The 16,733-nt window shown below is 74.6% G+C and carries 12 protein-coding genes; 8 read left to right on the top strand and 4 right to left on the bottom strand.

Going from position 1 to position 16,733, the window contains the following annotated elements; translation table 11 throughout:
- Positions 1-3 precede the first annotated feature (3 nt).
- The 6 genes from ACFVUY_RS10180 (at position 4) to ACFVUY_RS10205 (ending at position 7,688) form a co-directional block, all read left to right on the top strand.
- Positions 4-2,049, top strand: a complete 2,046-nt coding sequence (locus ACFVUY_RS10180; RefSeq protein ID WP_387728834.1) for a prenyltransferase/squalene oxidase repeat-containing protein — start codon at positions 4-6, stop codon at positions 2,047-2,049.
- Complete coding sequence (locus tag ACFVUY_RS10185) at positions 2,049-2,321, top strand: ester cyclase (protein WP_387728836.1); 273 nt, start codon at positions 2,049-2,051, stop codon at positions 2,319-2,321. Before ACFVUY_RS10180 ends, ACFVUY_RS10185 begins: the two co-directional genes overlap by 1 nt.
- Positions 2,322-2,640: 319 nt before the next feature.
- Positions 2,641-3,030, top strand: coding sequence for a hypothetical protein (locus ACFVUY_RS10190; RefSeq protein WP_387728838.1), 390 nt, complete (start codon positions 2,641-2,643; stop codon positions 3,028-3,030).
- Positions 3,031-3,140: 110 nt separating this feature from the next.
- Positions 3,141-3,329: a hypothetical protein gene (locus ACFVUY_RS10195; protein ID WP_387728841.1), complete on the top strand. Its 189-nt coding sequence runs from the start codon at positions 3,141-3,143 to the stop codon at positions 3,327-3,329.
- The gene (locus tag ACFVUY_RS10200; protein WP_387728843.1) at positions 3,330-4,208 is read left to right on the top strand and encodes a cupin-like domain-containing protein; all 879 of its coding nucleotides are present in this window, start codon (positions 3,330-3,332) and stop codon (positions 4,206-4,208) included.
- An 84-nt stretch (positions 4,209-4,292) separates the two neighbouring features.
- Entirely contained in the window at positions 4,293-7,688 is a 3,396-nt protein-coding gene (locus ACFVUY_RS10205; RefSeq protein WP_387728845.1) for a lantibiotic dehydratase, read from the top strand.
- Here the strand turns inward: ACFVUY_RS10205 and ACFVUY_RS10210 are convergent.
- Positions 7,583-8,188 carry a class I SAM-dependent methyltransferase gene (locus tag ACFVUY_RS10210; protein WP_387728848.1) on the bottom strand — a complete coding sequence of 202 codons (606 nt, stop codon included), beginning with the start codon at positions 8,186-8,188 and terminating at the stop codon, positions 7,583-7,585. The two genes, ACFVUY_RS10205 and ACFVUY_RS10210, sit on opposite strands and share 106 nt — an antisense overlap.
- Positions 8,189-8,479: 291 nt before the next feature.
- Entirely contained in the window at positions 8,480-9,415 is a 936-nt protein-coding gene (locus ACFVUY_RS10215; RefSeq protein ID WP_387728850.1) for a glycoside hydrolase family 19 protein, read from the bottom strand.
- 428 nt (positions 9,416-9,843) lie between these two features.
- Between ACFVUY_RS10215 and ACFVUY_RS10220 the strand changes: the two genes are divergently transcribed.
- Complete coding sequence (locus tag ACFVUY_RS10220) at positions 9,844-11,031, top strand: cytochrome P450 (protein WP_387728852.1); 1,188 nt, start codon at positions 9,844-9,846, stop codon at positions 11,029-11,031.
- Between the two features lie 303 nt (positions 11,032-11,334).
- On the top strand, positions 11,335-11,799 hold the full coding sequence (locus tag ACFVUY_RS10225; protein WP_387684585.1) for a phage tail protein: 465 nt from the start codon (positions 11,335-11,337) through the stop codon (positions 11,797-11,799).
- 129 nt (positions 11,800-11,928) lie between these two features.
- Here ACFVUY_RS10225 and ACFVUY_RS10230 read toward each other — a convergent pair whose 3' ends face one another.
- The gene (locus tag ACFVUY_RS10230) at positions 11,929-14,745 is read right to left on the bottom strand and encodes a hypothetical protein (RefSeq protein ID WP_387684583.1); all 2,817 of its coding nucleotides are present in this window, start codon (positions 14,743-14,745) and stop codon (positions 11,929-11,931) included.
- A 529-nt stretch (positions 14,746-15,274) separates the two neighbouring features.
- Complete coding sequence (locus ACFVUY_RS10235; protein ID WP_387684581.1) at positions 15,275-16,396, bottom strand: hypothetical protein; 1,122 nt, start codon at positions 16,394-16,396, stop codon at positions 15,275-15,277.
- Positions 16,397-16,733: the final 337 nt, after the last annotated feature.

The following is a 16,733-nucleotide window of genomic DNA, read 5'->3' on the forward strand; positions in this document are numbered from 1 at the left end:
ACCGTGACGCTGCTGCTGATGGAGACCCGTGACACCGACCGGGTGTTCGCCGAGCAGTGGGCGGGCCTGCCCGGCCGCGAGGACCGCCCGTGGGACCCGGCGCAGCCGCTCCCCGGGGCACTCTTCGACCACCTGCCGTTCCTGCTGTACGAGTACTTCGCGACCGTCCCGATGGGCGCGGCCCGACGGGTGGCACTGGCCGCGCGGGCGGGCGGCGCGGCCCGCTTCCTTCGGTTCCGGCAGAGCCGGGGCCAGTGCGCACCGGCCCGGGCCGACCGGGAGTGCGCGTCCCTGCGGCGTTTCGCCACCCGGCAGTTGGCGGACGACCTGCCGGGCGGGGAGCCGTTCCGGCAGTCGCTCTCCGCCGGGTACCGCCGCCCCTGGGACCCGGCCGGCGCCGGGGCGGAGCTCGCACACACCACCACTGAGGCGTTCGCCGCGCTGGCCGGGACGCCGGAGCCGGTCGGGCCGGTGACCGAGTCGCAGAGCCGCCTCTACGCCGGGCTCGCCCGCTACCGCGAATGCGTCGACTGGAAGGAGGACTTCCTGCACGGCCACCCCTCGCAGCTCGTCCCCCGGCTGCTCGCCGAGCTGGGCCTGACCCCCTCGGCGACCCGCGCCGCCCGTACCGAGCTGGTCGCCGACGCGGCCCGCCGCTTCCACTACGGCGGCCTCGCCGAACACACCCTCGACGAGGCCGCCGAGCAGCTGTGCCGTGCGCTGGCGGCGGTGACCGACCTGCCGCCCGCGGGCTGGGTGGAGCGCCTCATCGGCTTCTCCGAGTCCGTCCGCCGGCTGCGCGCGGACCTCGACCGGATGCGCCGGGACGGGCTGGCCCGGGCGCGCGCCGCCGCGGCCCCGGGCGGCCGTCCGGCGGCACGGCGGGGCACCGCCCCCGGCGCCACCATGGCCGCGCCCACCGCCGACGCGATCGCCGGCTCCCTTGCGGCAGCGGCCCGTTACCTGCGGCGGGAACAGGATCCGGCCGGCCGCTGGGGCGACTTCCTGCTGCTCGGCCAGCAGAGTACCTCCTGGGTCACCGGCTACGTCGGCTGGAACCTGGCGACCGTCGGCACGGCGGCGGACGCCCCGGCCCCGGCGCACCCGACTCCGGTGAACTCCCTTGCCGCCGCGGCCGATTGGCTGGTCGCCAACCGCGCTCCGGGAGCCGGGTGGGGGTACAACGGGCAGTGGCCGGTGGACGTCGACTCCACGGCGAACGCCCTGCTGTTCCTGACCCGGATCGGCGCGCCCGAACCGCAGCGGTGGCGGCCGGCGGTGGACTGGCTGCTGTCGACGCAGCGACCCGACGGCGGGTTCACCACCATCGTGGACCCGGAGCCCTGGCTCGTCCGGTTCCACTCCGACGCCGGCGACCTGCGCGGTTGGACCTCCTCGCACCCATGCGTGACCGCCGTGGCCGCCCTGCTGCTGGCCGGCCTGGACGGTGAGCGGGAGCGGCGCGCGGCGCTGCGTGCCGCGCGCCGGCTCCTGGAGCAGCAGCGCCCGGAGGGCAACTGGGAGGCCTACTGGTGGGCGGGCGGACTGTACACCACGTGCCGTGCGGTGCAGGCGATCGGAGAGCTGAGCCGCCGCACCGACCTGCCCGGGGCGGCCGCGGCCCGGGCGGGAGCCGCCGGGTGGCTGCTGCGCGCCCAACGCCCGGACGGCGGTTGGGCACCCGCGCCGAACCGCGCGTGCGCCGCCTTCGCCACCGCGCTGGCCGTCCAGGCGCTGGGCGAACTGCTCACGGCGCCGCCCGGAGGCGACCGCCCGGCCCTCCGGGCGGCCCTCGCCAGCGGCACCCGGTGGCTGGTGGAACAGCAGCGACCGGACGGCAGTTGGCCCGTCGTGCCGATCCTCCGGGTGCCCCGGCCGCAGCTGACGGAGCCCTGGGAACAGACGTCGTGGACGGAATCGATCGCGGGCCTCGACATCGTCGCCGAGGACTGGCGGCGACTGTTCACCACGGCGACGGCGCTCCGCGCCCTGCACGTCGCACCGCCGACCGGCGGTGCGGTGCCCGCAATCCTGACAGGAGACCTGTGATGGCAACAGAAGAACGGCAGAGCGTGCCCCGGCGGTACCGCGCCACGGGCGCGGACGAGACCCGCCAGCTGATCGCCAGGATCCGCACCGCGTTCCCGGACGCCACGTTCACGCTGCAGCAGCGCGTCGTGGACGACAAGGGCGTGGTCGCGTTCGTGTGGTCGGTGCGCGGCACCCAGAGCGGCGAGGTGGACGGCTACCCCGCGACCAACGCGCCGGCCACGCTGACGATCGTCACCAGCGCGCTCATCGAGCCGGCCGGTTCACGCTAGAGCCTCTCTCCGTGCGACAGGCTCCGCCCTCGGTGGTTCCGGCGGTGGCTTCGGCGGTGAGTCCGCCGGAGCCACCGCCGTTCCGTCGCGTTCCCCCAGCGGTTGAGGGACCGGGTCCGCCGCAGCATCATGAAGGGGTGGCCCGCCCGGACGGCGGTCCGGTCGGGGGACACCTGTCCGTCCCGTACGCGATTGCGCCCCTCTCCCGCCCCTCGAAACCGTGCGCCGAGCGGGACGTCGTGCGGGACGCCGCGCGGGCCGTCCTGCAGGACGGGGACGCCCGGCGAACCGTGCTCGAACGTCCGGAACGAGAAATTTGATGACCGAGAACGAAACCGCCATGGCCGCCGGTGACTTCGCCTTTTCCGAGGGGCCGGTGTGGTCGGTGCAGTTCGCCCAGACCAAGCCCGGCCTGACCAATGCCTACCTCGAAAACCTGGGGGCGCGCTGGAAGCCCCTGATGGAGGAGGCCAAGCGGCAGAAGCTGATCCGCGACTACCGCATCCTGGTCTCCCCGCCGACCGGCCGTGACGACTGGAACGTCATGATCGTGACCGAGGTCGAGAACATGGCCGCCCTGGACGGCTACAGCGAGCGGATGGCCGAGCTCTCGGCCCGGCTGGACAGGCCCGACCGGCAGACGCACGGCTGCGCGCAGTTCCGTGAGCTGCTCGGAATGAGGCTGGCGCGGGAGGTCTTCCTGAAATGACGCCCCGCGATTGACCCGAAGCCCCGCCGATCCGAGGCCCCGCCGACCCGAGGCCCCGCCGACGCGAGGCCTACCCGGCGGAGAGTTCCTCGCTGCGAAGGAGGAGAACCATGGAGCGCACGACGGATCCGAAGGACGGCAAGAAGACCCTCGACCTGAAACGGTCCACCGTGGGCAACCTCGACGACCCGCTGCTCACCACCCAGGGCTGGAGCCTGTGGACCTGCGACGAGACGGCGTCGGCACCCGGGGCACCCGAATCCCGGCGGGCCCGCCGTACGCGGCGCGGGCCCGAGTAGATGCCGCGGAGCCTCCCGGGAGGGCGGGGCACGGCCCTCCGAGCCGTCCCGCGCGTCAGCCGCGACGACTTCCGCGCACCGCTGCGCAAGGGCGAACCCCGGGTCGTCCTGGGCAACGTCCGGGACTGGCCGGCCCTGCACCGCTGGGACGCGGACTACCTGCGGTCCGTCGCGGGGGAGCGGGAGGTGACGGTCCGGGAGACGAACGGGCCACCGCGGAACGTCTTCCAGAACCTCGCGGCCGGCGGGCGGACCTCCTTCGGCCGGTACCTCGACTGGGTACTGGACACCGCCGGCGGGCTGGAACGGATCGCCCGGTCCTGCAGCGGCGCCGGTGAGATCACCCGGGCGGTGTGCGCCGACGGGTTCCGCTGCTCGTACTACCTCGACGCGAAGCTCCGGCAGCTGTCCGAGGACCTGCTCGACGACGCGCCGCCGCCCGGCTGGTACCGACGCGGTCCGATCGACACCAACCTCTGGTGCGGCGTGCTCGGGACCTCCTCCGGGCTGCACTGCGACGTGACGCCGAACTGCAACGTCCAGGTCGTCGGACGCAAGCACTTCGTCCTCTATCCGCCCTCGCAGGCCCGGCGCGTCTACCGCATCCCGCAGATCACGCACTGCCGCTTCGACCCCAACCTCCCCGACTACGAGCGGTTCCCGCGGGCCCGCCGCGCCACCGGGTGGCAGTGCACCCTGGACGCCGGTGAGTCGCTCTACATCCCGGTGGGCTGGTACCACCAGGTGACGGTGGTCTCGGCCTGGGCGCTGAACGTCAACTTCTTCTGGCCGCGCCCGCTCGCCCAGGGGCTGTCGGCCCCGCCGCTGTGGCCGTTCCTGCTCCGGCGCGGGTGGGCCCGGCTGCGCGACCGGAGCTGACCGGCGGTGGGGTCCGACGCGCCCGGCCCCGGCCGGTCCGTGCGGGGTGAGCCTGTGCGGGGTGGGCCCGTGCGGGGTGGGCCCGTGCAGGGCGAACCGGCTTGGGAGGCCGCCGAGTTCTTCGTGCTCCGCACCCCGCTGCTGCCCCTGGAGGCCCTGCTGGGCCTGGGCGAGGGACTGGCCGCCGCGCGGTGCGGCGGGCAGCCGGACCTGGTCGACGCCGCAGTCCGGCGCGACCGGCTGCGGGTGCGCGCACGGCTGCGGGCGCTGTACGGCCGTGCCGACGTCCGGGAGGCGCTGTCCGTCGCCTCCTCCTCACTCACCGCGGGCCTGGACGCCTGGGAGCACTCGCCCGACAGCCGGCGCGGCCGGAACGCCGAGCACAGCCTGCTGCGCTACCTCGCCCGGATGTCCGCCAGGCCGACCCCGTTCGGGCTCTTCGCCGGCTGCTCGGTCGGCTCGGTCGACCCCACGGCGGACGGCCCGACCGCCCTCGAACTCGGACCGTCCTCCTCCTACCGGCGCCGCACCGGCCTGGACTTCGGCTACCTCGGCGCGCTGACCGCCGACCTGCGGCGGCGGCCGGAGGTGCGACGGCACCTGGTCCACCGGCCCAACTCCAGCCTGTACCGGAGCGCCGGGCGGCTCCGGTACGTCGAGGTGCTCCGGACGGACGCGGGCCCGACCCATCGGCTGGTCGAGGTCGAGCCCGTGCCGTGGCTCCTCGCCGCCGTCGACCGGGCGGGCCCCGGCGCCCGTCCGGACGAACTCGTCGCCGCCGTGGTCGCCGCCGAACCGGACGTCGAGCCCGGGGAAGCCGGCCGGGCCGTCGAGGAGCTGATCGAGCACCAGATCCTCGTCCCCGAGCTCGAACTACCCGTGAGCGGGCCCGAGCCACTGGCGGACCTGCTCGCCCAGGTCCGGCCGTTCGCCGAACGGGCCGGGCTCGGCCCCGTCACGGCCGCGTTGGACGCCGCCCGGCGGCAGCTCGCCACGGCGGACCGGCGGCCGCCGGGCGAGGCGTCCGGCCACTACGCCCGCGCGGCGGCGCTGCTCACCCGCCCACCGGTGGCGGCGGACCCGTCCGGGCCGTCCGGGCTGTTCCGGATCGACCTGGTGAAGCCGGCCGCGCGGGCCGTGCTGGGGCGTGCGGTGGCCGCCGAGGTGCTCCGGGGCGCCCGGCTCCTCCACCGCTTGGGCGGCACCCGCCCGGACCCGCAGCTCGCGCGGTTCACCGCGGCCTACCGGACCCGCTACGGCGCCCGCGAGGTACCGCTGTGCGAGGCGCTGGACCCGGAGTCCGGCCTCGGGTTCCCCGTCCGGGCCGCCCCGATGGCCGCCGCCGAACCGCTGCTCGCCGGCCTCGACCTGGCCGGCCCGGGCCTGGACGGCTTCGGCCTCGACGGCCTCGACCCGGAGGGCCTCGACCTCGGCGGCCAGGACGCTTCCGGCCGGCCGGTGGACGGCGAGAAGCGCTGGGACGGGCGGCACCGGCTGCTGCTGACCTGGCTGGGCGAGGCGATGCGCACCGGCGCGCGGGAACTCGCCCTCGGCCCGGAACGGCTCGACGCGCTCACAGCCGCCGACGAGAGCACCATCGACCGGCCGCCGCTGCCCGACTCCTTCGGTGTCGTGGCGAGCATCCTCGCCGAAAGTCCGCAGGCGGTGGCGCGGGGGCGCTACCGGGTGCACATATCCGCCCTGGGCGGACCCTCCGGGGCGTACTTGCTGGGCCGGTTCTGCCACGACGGCGACGACCTCACCCGGTGCGTCCGGGCCCATCTGCGGGCCGAGGAGGCGCTCAGGCCGGACGCGGTGTTCGCGGAGATCGCCCACCTGCCCGGCGAGCGGATCGGCAACGTCCTGCGGCGGCCGCTGCTGCGCGGCCACGAAATCCCCTGCCTCGGCCGCTCCGGGGCGCCGCCCGACCAGCAGATCCCGCTGGCCGACCTGACCCTCGTCCCCGACGGCGACCGCCTGGCGCTGCGCTCCACCCGGCTGGGGGCCGAGGTCCTCCCGCGCCTGACGTCCGCGCACCACTTCGCCGCCCCCGCGAACCTCGGCCTGTACCGCTTCCTGTGCGCCCTGCAGGCCCCGCAGCAGGCGCACGGGCTGGACGCCGTCCTCGGGCCGCTCGCCGCCGCGCCGTACCTGCCGCGGATCGTCTCCGGGCGCCTGGTGCTCGCCCGGGCGCGCTGGAACCTGACCGAGCGCCGGCTGGCGCGCTTCGCGGTGCAGTCCCCGAGCGAACGGTTCGTCGCCGTACAGGAGTTGCGCCGGGAGCTGGGTCTGCCGCGGTGGGTCGCTGTGGCGGAGGGCGACCGGCTGCTGCCCGTCGACCTGGAGAACACCGTCTTCCTCGACATGGCGGCCAGGCTGCTGGACGGCCGCTCCACGGCCACCATGGCGGAGCTGTTCCTCGGCGACGAGGAGGTGCTCGCCCGCGGCCCCGAGGGGCGGTTCACCCACGAGGTGGTGGTCCCCTTCGTCCGTACCGGCGCGCACCCGCCCGGGTATCCGCGGGCGCACCCGCCCGCGCGCCGGGCCGACCCCGGGCCACCGCGTGCCGACGAAGCGCGACCGTGCGTACGGAGCTTCCCGCCCGGCTCCGAGTGGCTCTACGCCAAGCTCTACACCGGTTCGGCCGGCGCCGACGAAACCCTGCGCCGGGTCGTCCGGCCGCTCGTCCGCAGCGCCCTCGCCGAGGGCGCTGCGGACAGCTGGTTCTACGTCCGCTACGCCGACCCGGAGTGGCACCTCAGGGTGCGGCTGCACGGCGACCGGCGGCGCCTGGCCGCCGACGTCCTGCCGGTGCTGTACGACGCGGCGCAGCCGCTGCTCGCGGAGGGTGTCGTCCGGCGCGTCCAACTCGACACCTACGAGCGGGAGATCGAGCGCTACGGCGGGCCGGACGGCATCCGGCTCTCGGAACTCCTGTTCCGGCAGGACAGCGAGGCCGCGCTGCGCACCGTCGAGTCGCTCGGTGCGGAGGGCGGCACGGACTCCCGCTGGCGGGCCGCGCTGGTCGGCATCGACCGGCTGCTGACCGAACTTGGCCTGCCGCGGGCCGAGAAACGCGCCCTGGTCAGCGCGGCCCGCGACCGCTTCCGCGCCGAGTTCCGGGTGGACCAGGCCGTGCGACGCGGGATCGGCGACCGCTTCCGCCGCGAACGCGCTGCCCTGGAAAACCTGTTGGCGGGCCCGGGCCCGGCGGACGACACGTCCGCCGCCGTCCGGTCCCTCGCGGCGGAGCTGCGCGAGGGGGTGCGGACCGGGCAGATCGGCACCCCGATCGCCGCCCTGGCGGGCAACTACGTCCACCTGCACGCCAACCGGGTGCTGCGCTCCGCCGCCCGGGCACAGGAACTGCTGCTCTACGACTTCCTGTCCCGCCTGTACGCGGCACCGGAAGCCGGAGCCGTCGCCCCGTCGGCCCGGCCGTCGCGGCGCAGCACCATCCCCTCGGAGCCGATCCGGTAGACCGGGGCGAACCCCGCCTCCGTCAGCACCCGGGCGAGCCTCGGATGCTGGTACAGGACGTGGACCTCCCTGGGGGCCCGCTCGAGCGAGGCGGTCAGCCGTCCGACGACGGCCCGCAGGGTGTCCTCGGGGAACGGGTCGAAGAGGAAGACGGTGTCGACCCGGTCCGGCACCTCGAACCCGGCCGCGTCCGCGCAGTGCACCTCGGTCCGACAGCTGCCGGCCCCGGCCCGGCGCCCACGCAGGTTCGCCCGGGCCACGGCGCAGAGCTCCGGGGACAGCTCCACCCCGACCGCCTCCCGGAACCCGTGCCGCGCGGCGAGCAGCAGCGCCCGGCCCTTGCCCGCGCCGAGGTCGAGCAGCACCCGCCGACCGTCCGGGGGCAGCACCCGTACCAGCTCGGCGAACAGCCAGGGGCTCGCACCCTCGTGCCGGGCCACCACGTCGATGCCGGTCTCGGTGCCGTGGCGCAGGTCGAAGAGCAGCTCACCAGCACCCAACCGGACGGCCCCGGCCACCCCGACCCGACGGCACACGGCGGGGAACGCCCGTGCGACGATCCCGAGCCGGCCGACGAGTGCGTGGAGAATGATCGATCAACCCCTCGGACGAGGACGGTGTACGGGCTCGCCCCCAGGCTATCGGGGCCGGGGCCGTCCCGCGCGTGAGGGGCGACCGCGGCCGGTGCCTGGGGCCGTCGTAAGCGGCTGGCGCGGCCGCGCCGCCGGCCACCGTGATGTCGGTGCCTTGGCTCCGGGCGCCAGTGCGCCCACGACGGTCGGGCCGGGTGCTCAGCAGCTCAGGTTGTTGCCCGGTACGGTGCCGAGCAGTTGGGTGAAGCGCTGGTAGGCGTTGATCCGGCTCTGCACCTGTGCGGGGTTGCCGCCGTTGCATTCCAGTGAGCCGTTGATGCTGCGGATGGTCTCGCCGAAGCCGTAGCCGTTGACGATCGCGTTGTGGGGGGTCATGGTGCCCGGCCCGTTCTGGGTGTTCCAGTACCAGAGCGCGGTCTTCCAGGCGACGGCCGGGTCGGTCTGCACCAGGTTGGGGTTGCGCAGCAGGTCGATGCCGAGGGCGTCGCCGGCCGCCTTGTAGTTGAAGTTCCAGCTCAGCTGGATCGGGCCGCGCCCGTAGTAGGCGGCCTGGCCGGCCGGGCAGCCGTACGGCTGTGAGGTGTCGCAGTAGTGGGGGTAGTTGGCGGTGTTCTGCTCGACCACGTAGACCAGCGCGCCGGTCTCGTGGTTGACGTTGGCGAGGAAGGCCGCGGCCTCCTGCTTGCGGACGGTGTCGGTGCCGGTGGCCGCGAAGGCGGGGTAGGCGGCGAGGGCGTCGATCAGGCCCTGGTAGGTGTAGAAGGGGTTCCGGTTCGGGAACATCTGGTCGAACTGGGCCTGGCTGACCGGGAATCCGCTCGGGTTCGGCGTGCCGGTGGACGTGGGCGTGGCCGTCGGCGTGGCGGTCGGGGTCGTCGTCGGGCCGGTGCCGCAGCCGCCCTGGTCGGACCAGACGCCGGAGCCTCCGGTGCTGGGCGGCTCGTTCTGGGTCCACCACTTGGCGAGCCAGTTGTGGCCGTTGTAGGAGACGGCGGCGCCGCCGGTGTAGACGGCCGAGGAGTTCCAGGGCGTGGCGCAGACGGCGGCGCTGGCGTTGGCCGCGGGCAGCAGCAGGACCACCGCCAGCGCTGTGGCGACGGCGGAGAGCAGTGCGAGCAGGCGTTTCGTGGACACTTGATCACCCCTTGTGCGGTGTGGGGCCGCACGGTCGTGGAGGTAGGGACGTCGGGGCAGGGGAGCCGGGCCCCGCGGGTGGGGGCACGTCGTGGGGGACGGGCCGACCGGGGTGCGGGCCGGTGCGGGGCTGACCCAGACTCAAGCGGAGTGGTCTATACCTGTCAAGGGGTTCCCGGAAAATGACGCACCCCGCGGAACGGCCGGGGAGGGGGCGGACGCAGGGGGCGGGACCGGGGCGGGACAGGGGGCGGCTCCGGCTCGGGGGAGGGGGTGGGTTCGAGGTCTCCGCGCCCCCGCGCGCCGCACAGGACCGCGGCCGAAGCGCGCAGCGGCACGAGCGCCCGGGTATCGGGAAGTCGGAATCGGCACGCGGGTGTCGGTAAGCGGTGTCGGCACATGGGTGCCGGGTGATCACGGGAGGTTCCATGGGTGAGCAGCGGGAAGTGCCGCCGATCTCGATCTTCTACCGTCGCGACGGGCTCGGTCCGGGCCCGGCACTGGGTGAGGCCCAGCGCGGGGACCGGGTTCGGCGCGTCCAGGACTTCTGGCTGCACCGGGTCGGTGAGTACTGGCTCGTCACCCGGCACGCCGACGTCCGGCGCGTGCTGGCCGACCAGGAGACGTTCGCGATGTACGACCCGCGACGCGCTCCGGTCCTGCCGAACGAGCTCCTCAACATGGACCCGCCGGAGCACACGCGGCTGCGCCACGTCCTGACGCCGGAGTTCACCGGGAAGCGGATCCGCTCACTGGAGCCGATGATCCGCACCCTGGTCGGCGAGCTGATCGACGCCATGGAGTCGCGGGGTCCCGCGGCGGACCTGATGGCCGACTTCGCCCTGCCGCTGCCGCTCGGGGTGATCTGCGCGATGCTCGGCGTTCCCGACCCCGACCAGGGGCAGTTCCACCACTGGTCCCGGACCACGCTGGATCTCGGGCTCCCCATCGAGGAACGAATCGCGGCCGGCCGGGAATCGCGCGCGTACATGGCCTCCCTGGTGGCGGAGAAGCGGCGCAGCCCGGACGACGGGATGATCGGCATGCTCGTCCGGGAGCACGGCGGCGCGGTGTCGGACTCCGAACTGGTCGGCGTCTGCGAGCTGTTGCTGCTCGCCGGCCACGTCACGGTGTCCAACACGATCGGCCTGGGCGTGCTCGCCCTGCTGTCGCACCCGGAGCAGGCCGACCGGTTGCGCGACGCCGCCGAGGGCGAGCCGGTGATCGACACCGCCGTCGAGGAGCTGCTGCGGTACCTGTCCGTGTCCAGCACCGCGCTGGCCCGGACCGCGCGGTGCGACACCGAGGTCGGCGGCGTGCCGATCAAGGCCGGTGACCAGGTCGTCTGTCAACTGCCGGTGGCCAACCGCGACCCGGCGCTCGGCGCCGGGATGGACCTCTTCGACATCGCGCGCAAACCCGTGTCGCACCTGGCCTTCGGGCACGGCGCGCACCACTGCCTCGGTGCACCACTGGCCCGCGCCGAACTGCGGATCGCCGTGCCCGCGCTCCTGCGGCGACTGCCCGGCCTCGCGCTCGCGTGCCCCGCCGAGGACGTGCCCTACCGCGTGAACAACGAGGTCTACGGTCTCCACGCACTGCCTGTCACCTGGTGACCCGCGACGCCGACGGGACGAGGACGGCGCCGGGCACGGTGCGACGGACGTCCGCCGCGGCCTCCGGCACCTCGGCCGCACCGTCCCGGCAGGTCGGAGAGCGGCTTCACCGAGTGCGACACCACCTTCATGACCTGGAGCCGGCCCCACCCGGCCCGCATACTGGCGGGAGCCGACGGCATCCCGGTCCACGGTGACCAGCGCTCGGAGCGGGACGTGGGACGCGGGACGAGGCAGGTACTCGTTCCGGCGCGGGTGCCGGGGCGTCCGCCGTCCACCGACGCCGATGAGGAAGAACCCGCCATGACCTACACCGTGGATTTCGGCACCGTCTCGACCGTCGGCCTGGAGTCGTCACCCGTCGCGGAGGCGCTGGCCGGTCTGCGGGCGAACGAGGCCCGCTATTTCAGGAACAAGTACGACCACGTCTTCACGGTGGAGCCGGCCGGCGACGCCCAGGAGGCCGTCGACTGGGTGCACCGGATCCTGAAGGAGGAACGGGACATCGTCATCGCGTCCCGTCCGCTGGAGGCCACGGCCTTCCAGGTCGAGGACATCCGCATGGCCTATGTCTTCTACGAGAGCGGGCTGTCGGTCAACGTGATGTACACCGTCGACGACGCCAAGAAGCGGGCGGTCGGGTTCAAGCTCTCGGAGGGGATGGAGATCCCGGAGGAGCTCGCCTCCCGGTTCAAGTTCGCCCGGCAGAAGTCGAAGCTCGCCGGTGTCATCCGCGGCTCGTACTTCGTCGTCAAGAACGAGTACTGACCGCGGCACCCCCGCGTCCGGCACCCCCGCGTCCGGCACCCCCGCGTCCGGCACCCCCGCGTCCGGCGGCCCGGCCCCCGGAGCCGGGCCGCCCGGGGCGCAGACCGGGGGTCCCGGCCGCTCCCGGTGTCACGACTGCTCACCCGCCCGCAGTTCGGTGGCGATCCGGCGCCGGCCGGCGACCAGCGTCTCCACCACCACCCCGAGCCCGACCAGCAGGGCCAGGCCCGCGGTGGGCAGCAGCACCGGCATCAGCACGGGGACGACGACGTCCCCGACCTTGGCGCCGACCAGCGTCGAGATGTCGAAGGCGCCGCCCAGCAGGGCGACCGCCGCCAGTGCGACCAGGCCGCCGCCGACGGCCGCGGCCAGGGTCTGCGGCAGCGCCTCGGTCATGATCAGTGCCAGCCCCTGCCGGGGCCGCATGCCCATGGTGCGCAGCCGGGCGAGCACGGCGGTGCGGTCGGGTGCGGCCCGGAAGAGCGTCAGCAGGACGGCGAGCAGGGCGAATCCGGCTCCGGCGGCGGCCGCGTACCGGAACAGCCGCCCGGCGGCGTGCTGCAGCGGGTCGTCACCGAGCGCGGCGGCGGTCTCCCGGCTGCTGTGCACGGTGTATCCCGAGGGCAGGCCGTGGGTGTCCTTGCCGACGGCGGCGGCGTCGTCCGCGATCAGCTTGGCCAGGCCGACCGGCCGGGCCCCGCTGTTGTCCCGCAGGACTGTCCTGACCCGGTCGGGGTCGATGTCGCCGACGGCGAACCACGTGTTGACCCGCCTGGTGTCCGGCAGCCGTTCCCAGGCGGGGCCGGCGGGAACGACGACGAACGGTTTGCCCGGGTCCGGCAGTGCGGGGGTGGCGCCGACGACACCGGCGACGGTGAGGTGCAGGTCGTTGCCGTTGGGCGTGCGCACCCGGGACGGCCCTGCGGCCAGGCGTTCGGCCAGGTCGCGGCTGACCAGGGCGGGCACCGGGGTGTCCCGGCCGCCGCCGGACGTCCCGGTCAGCTTCGCCGGATCGAACCCGCCGGCCCCGAGGGCCCGGGCGATCTCGGCGTACGCCGCCGGGTCGGTCACCACCACCAGGTTGGCCTCGGTGTAGTCCCGGTCGGTGGCGAAGAAGCGGGCTCTGGGCTCGATCCAGGCCGCGGTCGAGGCCCGGACGCCCGGCAGGGCGGCGGCGGCCCCGGTGAACGGCTCGGTCAGGGTGGCGTAGTCCGGGAGGGAGACGCCGATGTCCCCGCCCGTGGTGATGCGCGCGGCGCGGGTCCGCACGTGGTCGACGGTGTCGAGCACGGTGGCGCCGAAGCCGGTCGTGGTGACGGCGATCAGCAGGGCGAGCAGCGGCAGTACGGAGGGCTTGCGGCGGCCCGAGCCGTCGCGGGCGGCCCGGGCGAGGCCGAGGAAGCCGATCGGGCCGCGGCCCCGGCCGGCGAGGGCGGCCAGCCGGCCGACCACCACCGGCTCGATCCTGGCCAGGACCAGTCCGCCGGTGACGGCGAGCAGGAGCGGCGCGGCGACCAGCAGCGGGTCCACCCCGGCCCCGGGGTGGCCGACACCCCGGCGCCGGACCTCCGCCACGGCCGCGGCGGTGACCGCCAGGACGGCGAGTTCGCCGACCAGTCGGCGGCGGCCGCCGGCCGGCCGTCGACGGGACCACAGCAGGGCCGCGCGGACCGGAAAGGCCAGCAGCGCGATCAGGGTCGCGACCAGGGCGGCCGCCACCGCGCGGTCCCACCGGGGGGTGGGCAGCAGCACCAGGGCGAGGGTCGTGGCGAGCACGGCGGCGGGCAGGACGGTGACCGCTCCCTCGCCGATCAGCCGTCGCAGCACCCCGGCGAGGGAACCGCCGCGGGCCCGGAGCAGCCGGATCTCGGCGGCGCGCCGGTCCGTAGTGAGCGCGGCGGCCAGGAACAGCACCACGGCGGCGACGCCCGCGACGCCGGCCGGGCCGATCGCGCTGAGCGGCAGCGAGGCCCGGTAGCGCTCGTCCGCCCGGGTGAGGACGTCGGGCAGGCCGGAGACGGTCTGCAGGTCGGCGCGTCCGGTCGCGTCGAGGAGGGCGGTGGCGTCGCTCCCGGTCAGGAAGGAGCGGATGACGTCGCGGGTGCGGTCGATCCGGTCGGCGTGCAGCGAGGCGGGGTCGACGGGCAGCCGCCAGAAGTTCTCGGCGGTCGAACCCCAGCGGACCAGCGCGGGCAGGCTGCCGCCGTCGACGAACCCGCTGGTCGTCCAGTGCTCGTGGTCGGGCTTGGTGTTCAGGCAGGCGCGGGCCGGGCAGCCGAGGTCGTCCCAGAACGGGTCCTGGGGGTCGTTGACCCGGTAGAGGCCGACCACCACGGTGGTCCGCCTGGCGCCGGAGCTCTCGACGCCGTTGTCGATGACGTCACCGAGCTTGATGCCGATGGTCGCGGCGGCCCTCTCGCTGACCACGATCGGCAGCGGACCGCCGACGGCGCCGGGGGTCGGCCAGGTGCCGTCGGTGAGGGTGGCCCGGGCGGCCAGGTCGTGCAGGTGGAGCAGGCTGAGGGCCGGGTAGGGCTCCTTGTCCGAGATGTGGGCGTACCCCGGATTGGCCATGGAGTGGTCGCCCAGGGCGCGGGCACCGTAGGCCTGCCCCGCTCGGGACGGCGTCAGCCGCCGGCCGACCTGTTCGACCAGTTGCCGCTGCACCCGGTCGAGTTCGACTGCGCTGTCGTCGTCCCGGGTCCTGGAAGTGGTCTGCAGGCTGGTCTGGTTGGGGCCCTTCCCGCTGACGAAGTCCTGGAGTGCCGTGTCCGCGCCCCGGTCCGCGATGCGGGGGAGGGCCGCCGCGAGGAAGACGGTGACGAACGCGAGGGCCGCCATGAGCAGCGCCGACAGCGGGTTCGCCCGCAGCCTGGTGCGGACCCAGCGCGGTGGACGGTGGGCGGAGTCGCGGGTGGGCACGGGGGTGCCGGCCCGGGCGGTCACTTCTCCTCCACGTGGCGCAGCCTGCGCACAACGAAGCCGTGCATCACGTTCCTCCCCGGTTGCGCCCCGGTCGCATCCCGGCCCGCCGGTCGATCCGGTCCGGGGACGTCGGCTGCGGACGGGCACCCCACGGGCCCGACCGGCGCAGTGATCACCGGCATTCGGTCACCGGATAGCGGACGATGCTGTCAGATTCGATCCGGGAACGGAAGGGACTTGCGCGAGTCACGTGAGCAAGGGGCGAATTCCTCGTACGGCCCTCGGCCCAATAAGGGGACAAGCCCTTGAAATGACGTGCACACTCCACGGATCGGGCCGTCCCGCACCCCTTGTGACCAGGGAACTTTCCTTTCACGAATTCCCCGCCCGGGACGGTGAACCGAAGAAGCCGCCGCATTCGTTCGCCCGGTCGCACCATCGGGCCGTCATCGCACCCACGGAAGAGGCCGCCCCGTCGTTCGGCGGGGCGGCCTCTTCCGTGGGTGCTCGCTGGACGGTCGTGGCTCGACCGCCAGGTCCTCCCGGATTCCTATGCGCTGTCCGGCAGCCCGGCCTTCGGTCGCAGCAGGGCCGGCGTCGGCTTCGCGCCCGACAGCCGTACGGCGGCGCCGCGGGCGAGGTCGAAGGCGAGCGCCGGGTCGTCCGTGCGGGTCCACGGCGGGCTGCCGCACCACGGTCCGATCGCCCGGAACTGCTCCACGGCGATGCGGTGGAGCCCGGCGATGCCCGCGTAGTGGGCGAGCAGGTGCCGCAGGTGCGGCAGCCGGTGGTGGTCCGGGCGGACCCGGGCCAGCGCGGCCGCGACCTTGCGCACCGGGTCCCTGCCCAGTTCGCCGGCCAGCGTGGTGCCGAGGGCGCCGCGCAGCTCCAGCTCGTACAGCGCCTGCAGGTAGAGGCCGGGCAGCGGGTTGCCGGCCGGGGCCTTCCTGAGCGCCCGCTTGGCGAAGGCCAGCATCCTCTTGTCCGAGCCGGACCACTTGGCGCACCAGTACTGCATGGCCTGCCAGTGGCCCTCGTAGTGGAACGGCGCCCGCTCGACCAGGCCGCGCCACAGCTCCTCGAACTGCTTGGGCGGGTACTGCGCGCCGCGGGCGGCGGTCACCATGACGACCCAGGGGCCCGGGTCGGCGGGGGCCAGGAGGGCGGCCCGCTTCGCGGCCTCGACGGCGGCGGGCAGCATGGCCCGGAAGGTCAGCATGGCCTCCTCGGGCACCTTGTGGGTGTCCCGGGAGCCGCGGACCGTCCAGGCCGCCTGCACCATCCGGCCGGCCTCCAGGGTGGCCGCGTCGCAGTTGCCCGGCTCGGCCGCGCGCCAGGTCTTCAGCCAGCCGTCGTTCCGGTCGGCGATGGAGTCCAGCAGGTCGAGCCGGTACCAGCGCTCGTCCCAGTCCTGCCCGGCGGCCTCGACGTACGCGGCGGCGGGCCTCCAGTCCCCGGCCCAGGCCGCCTCGGCGATCGCCAGGGACTCCTGCCGGAGGTGCGGGGGCGGTGGCGGCCCGGCTCGGCCCGGGTCGAGCCGGTCGCGGGGGGCCATGCCGTACGTGGGCGCGTCGAACTCGGTCAGCGCCCAGCTCCGGGCCCTGTTCCTGCGGAACCTGAGGACGATGGCGAGGGCGATCATGCCCAGCACGCCGAGGATGAGGTACGTCACGGCGGAGCATCATCCTTGATCGCGGCTCGTGCGGGCAACGCGACGGCCGGGCAACGCGACGGTCGGTCAACGCGACGGCCGGGCAACGCGATGGACGGGCGGTGTGCTCCGGTGACGGACCGGTGTGCTCCGGTGGCGGCGGGCGCGTGGACGGACGGGGGAAGAAGATCCAGGCTCTTGCCCCGGCCGAATTAGTCATCTTAACTATGCGTCCAGAGGCGTTGATCCACTGCACGTCGTCATCGCCGGCTTCACGGGCACCCTTGTGTGCCGCCCTGGACCGCCCGGGCTCCAACGGATGCCGACCGTCCGTCACCCCGGGGTTCCGCGCGCGTTC

It is taken from the genome of Kitasatospora sp. NPDC058063 (assembly GCF_042885395.1).
GTDB classification, from domain to species: Bacteria; Actinomycetota; Actinomycetes; order Streptomycetales; family Streptomycetaceae; genus Kitasatospora; species Kitasatospora lactacystinica.

Bases quoted from the DNA above. Each gene is read 5' to 3' on its own strand.
- ACFVUY_RS10185 (WP_387728836.1), top strand. From the start codon at position 2,049: ATGGCAACAGAAGAACGGCAGAGCGTGCCCCGGCGGTACCGCGCCACG.
- ACFVUY_RS10190 (WP_387728838.1), top strand. From the start codon at position 2,641: ATGACCGAGAACGAAACCGCCATGGCCGCCGGTGACTTCGCCTTTTCC.
- ACFVUY_RS10195 (WP_387728841.1), top strand. From the start codon at position 3,141: ATGGAGCGCACGACGGATCCGAAGGACGGCAAGAAGACCCTCGACCTG.
- ACFVUY_RS10200 (WP_387728843.1), top strand. From the start codon at position 3,330: ATGCCGCGGAGCCTCCCGGGAGGGCGGGGCACGGCCCTCCGAGCCGTC.
- ACFVUY_RS10220 (WP_387728852.1), top strand. From the start codon at position 9,844: ATGGGTGAGCAGCGGGAAGTGCCGCCGATCTCGATCTTCTACCGTCGC.
- ACFVUY_RS10225 (WP_387684585.1), top strand. From the start codon at position 11,335: ATGACCTACACCGTGGATTTCGGCACCGTCTCGACCGTCGGCCTGGAG.